The organism is Nocardia tenerifensis NBRC 101015, assembly GCF_000308715.1.
Lineage (GTDB): Bacteria > Actinomycetota > Actinomycetes > Mycobacteriales > Mycobacteriaceae > Nocardia > Nocardia tenerifensis.
In genome coordinates, this window is record NZ_BAGH01000178.1 from 1 (window position 1) to 5097 (window position 5097).

Genomic DNA, 5097 nt, shown 5'->3' on the forward strand with positions numbered 1-5097 from the left:
GCCCTTGGCGACCAGATACGGGTCGTCCACCACCTGGATGCCGTCGAGATCGGTGTGGTCGCGCTCCGGCACGCACGGGTCGTAGGCGGTGACCACGGCCTCGTGCCGGGAGAGCTGGCGCGCGATGGCGACCGCGGGGGATTCACGCAGGTCGCCTGTCCCGGCCTTGAAGGTGAGGCCGAGGACGCCGATCCGGGTGCCCGCCAGCGAGCCGTCGATCGCCCCGGTGACCGCGCGGCGGATCTTGCGCATCACCAGCGCGCGCTGATAGTCGTTGGCGCGCAACGCGTCTCGCACCAGCGCGAAGTCCACGCCGGTCGCCTCCGCGCCGCGCAGCAGCGCGCGCGTGTCCTTGGGCAGGCACGAACCACCCCAGCCGGGGCCTGGCGCGAGGAAGGCCGGGCCGATCCGATCGTCGAGGCCCATCGCGGCGGTGACCTTGGTGATGTCGGCCCCGACCTGCTCGCACAGCTCGGCCAGGGTGTTCACGAACGAGAGCTTCACCGCGAGAAAGGCATTGCTGGCGTACTTGGCGAGTTCGGCGCTGGCCGTGTCGCAGCGCAGCACCGGCGCGCCCGTCCCCGCGTAGAGCTCCGCGACCCGGTCGGCCGCCTCCCCGTCCTGCTCGGCGGCCCCGACCAAGACCCGGTCGGGATGCAGGAAGTCCTCGACCGCGCGGCCCTCCCGCAGGAACTCCGGGTTGCTGACGACCGCCGAGCTCGCGAGGCCGGCGATGGCGGGCACCCGCTGCGCCGTCCCCACCGGAACGGTCGACTTGGTGACCAGCACGCAATCCGGGGAGAGCGTGGAGGACAACGTCTCGAGCGCGTCCTCGAGCACCCCGAGATCGGCCTTGCCGCCCGCGCCCATCGGGGTGGGCAGACACAGCAGCACCACCTCGCATTCGCCGAGTTGCCCTGGGTCCGAGGTGAATACGAGCCGGTTCTCCGCGAGCCCTTCCTGAACCAGTTCCGGCAGGCCGGGCTCCACGATCGAGACCTCGCCCGCGCACAGCGACCGGACCTTGGACTCGTCGTTGTCCATGCAGACGACGTGATGGCCCAGGTGCGCGAGGCAGGCCGCGCTGGTGAGCCCGACATAACCCGCGCCTACCACGCCGACACGATTACCCATGGCGCACCTTCTCTCCGAGTAGGGCGGACGCCGCCGTCAGTACCTGTTCGGGTCGTATCGTGAGCAACCCGGGATCCGGCTGGTCGCCGTGTGGATCGCCGGCGCGCCCCGCCCACAGCGTCCGGTGCTGTCTCGCGGCGCTGGGCGGCCCCCAGCGGGCGGGCGCGGTCGGGCCGAACAGCAGCACCGAGGGGGTGCCGAACGCGGTGGCGAGATGCCCGACGCCGGTGTCGCCGCACACGACCAGCGCCGCGGCGGCCACCAGCGCGGCGAGTTGCGCGAGCCCGGTGCGCCCCGCGTAGACCGAGGACAGCGGCAAGTCCGCCTGTTCGGCGACGGCGGTGGCCAACGGGACCTCGCCGGGCGAGCCGGTGATCACCACTTGGTGGCCGTCGGCGGTGAGTACCCTTGCGACCCTTGCGAATCGGTCGGCGGGCCAGCGGCGTGCGGGGTACGCCGCGCCGGGATGGAGCACGACCACGTTCGTCTCGGCGGCGGGCTCGGCCGGCTCGGGCAGCCGCAACGCCGTCGGGTCGGCGTCGATCCCGCCGAAGGCCAGCAGCCGGCACCAACGATCCACCTCGTGCATGTCCGCCCGCCACCGCGGGCCGGGCAGCTCGGGGAAGTCCGGATGACTATGGGTGAGTAGGTCATTCGCCCCGGCCGTCAGCAGATCACGAATGCTCTGCGGGCCGCGACCGTGCAGGTTGACGGCCAGCCTTGGCGGCGGGCCCGCCGGCCGCAGCGCGCCGAGCCCGGCGGTGGGCAGCAGTTCGTCGACGGCGTCGATGAGGTCGACCAGCTCGCGCAGCGACTCCGGCGCGGCGAGCACCACCCGGTCGTCCGGGTAGGCCGCGCGCAGTCCGCGCAGCGCGGGCACGGCGGTCAGCAGATCGCCGAGCCCGAGCGCGCGGAGCACGAGGACGGAGCGGCTCAAGGCCACGATCCCTCGACCGATGCGCAGACGACCATCTCCCGGACCTCGCAGCCCGGCGGCTGCCGCAACGCGAAGATCACCGCGTCGGCGACGTCCTCGGGCCGGTTGAGTTTCGCGTCCGGCGGCGGCTTGTACTGCTCGTCGCGGTCGTCGAAGAAGGCCGTGTGCATGCCGCCGGGGATCAGCAGGGTCACCCCGACGCTGCCCGCGGTCTCGGCGGCGAGTGCCCTGGTGAAGCCGACGACGCCGAATTTCGAGGCGCAGTAGGCGGTCGCGTCGCCCACCGCCTTGATGCCGAGGGTGGAGGCGCAGGTGACCACCGTCCCGTGGCTTTCCCGCAGGGCGGGCAGGGCCGCCCGGACCACGGCGGCCGTGCCGATCAGATTGACCCGGATCACGTTCTCCCACTTGGCCGTCGACACCGAGTCCAGCGCGCCGCAGGCGTCGGTGCCCGCCGCGGTGAAGACGCCGTCGATGCGGCCGCCCGCGCGGTCGACGAGCTCGTGCACCGCGCGTTCGGCGGCCTCGGTGTCGGCGAGGTCGGCGCGCACGAAGTCGACGGGGTGCTCCGGTTCGGCGCGGTCGATCACGTACGGGCGGCCCCCGTTCGCGCGGACGGCGGCGGTCACCGCCGCGCCGAGGCCGGACGCTCCACCGGTGATCAAGATATTGCCAAGGGTTCGCATCGCGCTCCTTCGTCGGGTCAGTGGGCCTGGGCGGCGGCGACCAGCTGGGTGGTCGAGTAGCCGGGAACGGTGGGGATCAGCGCTATCTCGCCGCCGTAGCCGCGCACGACCTCGGCCTCCGGCAGCCCCACGTCGGTGTAGTCGCCGCCCTTGACCCAGACGTCGGGGCGGAGACGATCCAGTACCGCGCTCGGTGTCGGCTCGTCGAACACGACGACGGCGTCCACCGAGGAGAGCTCGCTCAGCAACCGCGCACGGTCGCGCGCGGTGAGGATCGGACGGCGCGGGCCCTTCAAATTCCGCACGGACGCATCGGAATTGAGGCAGACCACCAGCGCGTCGCCCATCTCGCGCGCCTGCCGCAGCAGGCTCACGTGGCCGGGGTGCAGCAGATCGAAGCAGCCGCCGGTGGCGACCAGCCTGCCGCCCTGCGCGCGGATCCGCGCCGCCACCTCGAACGCCGAATCATTGGTCTGCGCGGCGGTTTTCGTGATCGGGACGCGGTCACAGGTGGACAGCGTCGCCGCGCCGCCCGCCGCCACGAACCGCGCCGCCGTCTCCACCGCGTGCGACACCGCGTCCGCCACCGTGGCGCCGTCGAGCAGGGCGGCGGTCGCGGCCGACGCGAATCGGTCGCCCGCACCGCAGGTGTCCGAGCGCGCGTGGCTCGCGACGCGCACCGCAGTGGGCACGGGGACCACCCTCAGCTGCTTTCCGTTGGCGAGGACGGCTCCGTCGGAACCCGTGGTGACGGCGACGGAATCGGCGGACCACTCGTCGCGGAGGACTTTCGCCAATTCGTCGGGTTCGAGGTAGCCCGGCGCGAACTGGCGGGCCTCCTTCCAGTTCGGCGTGACCAGCGTCGCGCCCGGCGTCGGCGCCGGTCCGCGCGGGTGCGGGTCCCACACCACCGGCACGGTCCGGGCCAGCTCTGTGAGCAGCCGCCGGATCTGTGGGTGCGCGGCCACGCCGCGGCCGTAATCCGCGACGAGGATCGCGCCCGCCGAGCGCAGCGTGTCGGTCACCGCCGCGTTCAGCGAGCCGGCATCGGCTGTCCCGCTGCCGGTATCGAGCCGCAGCAACGACTGGCCGGCGGCGCGCACTCGAGTTTTCCGCACTGTTTCCCCGCGCAGCGGCAGCGCGACGACGTCCACGTACAGGTCGAGCAGTTGCGCGAGGGTACGGCCCGCGCGGTCGTCGGCGGTCGCCGTGACGAGGGAGACTCTGGGCACCGACTGCGCGGCCAGCGCGGCGGCCAAGCCCGCGCCGCCCGGCCGCAGCCACCGGCGTTCCACGTCCACCACCGGCACGGGCGCCTCGGGGCACAACCGCTCTGCGACACCCTCGATGTCGACGTCGAGCAGGCAGTCCCCGACCACCACCAGCGGCTTCATGTCGGTATCCCCAATGCCTCGTCGAGCGCCGTGCACAGGGCGTGGACGAGGACCAGATGCACCTCCTGCACGGTGGCGGTGCTCGGCGCCTCGACGGCCAGCGCGTCGTCGCACAGTGCCGCAAGGGGATTGGGCGCTGGCCCGGTGATCGCCCAGGTGGTGACGCCGATGTCGTGCGCGGCCTTGGCGGCGGCGACCACGTTCTCGCTCGTACCGCTCGTGGACAAGAGCACGAGGACGTCGCGCGGCCTGCCGTGCGCCCGGACCTGGCGCGCGAACATCTCCGCCTCGCCGTAGTCGTTGACGATCGCCGTGCCCGCCGAGGTGTCGGCGTGCAGGGCGATCGCCGAGAGTGGTCGTCGCTCGTTGCGGAAGCGGCCGACCAGCTCGGCCGTCAGATGCTGGGCCTCGGCGGCGCTGCCGCCGTTGCCGCAGGCGAGCAGCCGGCCGCCGCTGTCGAAGACCTCGGCCAGCTCCTGACCCCACCGGCGGATATTCGGCGCGAAGCGACTGTTGCGTTCCAGCGCGGCGCACAATGTCGCGAAGTGTTCCTCGATCACGTCATACTCCTGTCCGCAGACGACCGGGCCTGCCTGCACTGAGTTCCTCCGCCACCACGACGACTTCTTCCGGAGTGATCGATTCCAGACACGGATGCCCGGGGACCGGGCACTCGCGGGCTCGGGTGCCGCGACAGCCCGCGAGTTGATCGCCGAGCAGCGCCACCGGCACTCCGTAGGGCGCCCACCGCGCGGCGGGCACGACCGGTGCGAAGAGGGAGACGACCGGCGTGCCCACGGCGGCGGCGAGATGCGCCGGACCGGTGTTGGGCGCGACCACCACGCTCGCGCCGCGCAGCACGGCGGCCAGCTCGGGCAGCGTCGTAGCGCCGCCGAGGTCGACGGCGTAATCGCCCGCGACGGCGGCGGTGAGCGATCGATCGGCG

6 protein-coding genes are annotated in these 5097 nt (G+C 72.8%); all 6 read right to left on the bottom strand.

Going from position 1 to position 5097, the window contains the following annotated elements:
- A partial coding sequence (locus tag ON39_RS14550) for a UDP-glucose dehydrogenase family protein (RefSeq protein ID WP_040734549.1) occupies positions 1 to 1134 on the bottom strand: 1134 nt, incomplete at its 3' end.
- Complete coding sequence (locus ON39_RS14555) at positions 1127 to 2077, bottom strand: glycosyltransferase family 9 protein (RefSeq protein WP_040734551.1); 951 nt, start codon at positions 2075 to 2077, stop codon at positions 1127 to 1129. The genes ON39_RS14555 and ON39_RS14550, both read right to left, overlap by 8 nt.
- On the bottom strand, positions 2068 to 2757 hold the full coding sequence (locus ON39_RS14560) for an SDR family oxidoreductase (protein ID WP_040734552.1): 690 nt from the start codon (positions 2755 to 2757) through the stop codon (positions 2068 to 2070). Before ON39_RS14560 ends, ON39_RS14555 begins: the two co-directional genes overlap by 10 nt.
- Positions 2758 to 2774: 17 nt before the next feature.
- Positions 2775 to 4151, bottom strand: coding sequence for a PfkB family carbohydrate kinase (locus ON39_RS14565; RefSeq protein WP_040734554.1), 1377 nt, complete (start codon positions 4149 to 4151; stop codon positions 2775 to 2777).
- Positions 4148 to 4711: a D-sedoheptulose-7-phosphate isomerase gene (locus tag ON39_RS14570; RefSeq protein ID WP_040734555.1), complete on the bottom strand. Its 564-nt coding sequence runs from the start codon at positions 4709 to 4711 to the stop codon at positions 4148 to 4150. The genes ON39_RS14565 and ON39_RS14570 overlap by 4 nt, the downstream gene beginning before the upstream one ends.
- Position 4712: 1 nt before the next feature.
- Positions 4713 to 5097, bottom strand: a 385-nt coding sequence (locus tag ON39_RS14575; protein WP_040734556.1) for a glycosyltransferase family 9 protein, incomplete at its 5' end; no start/stop codon positions are given.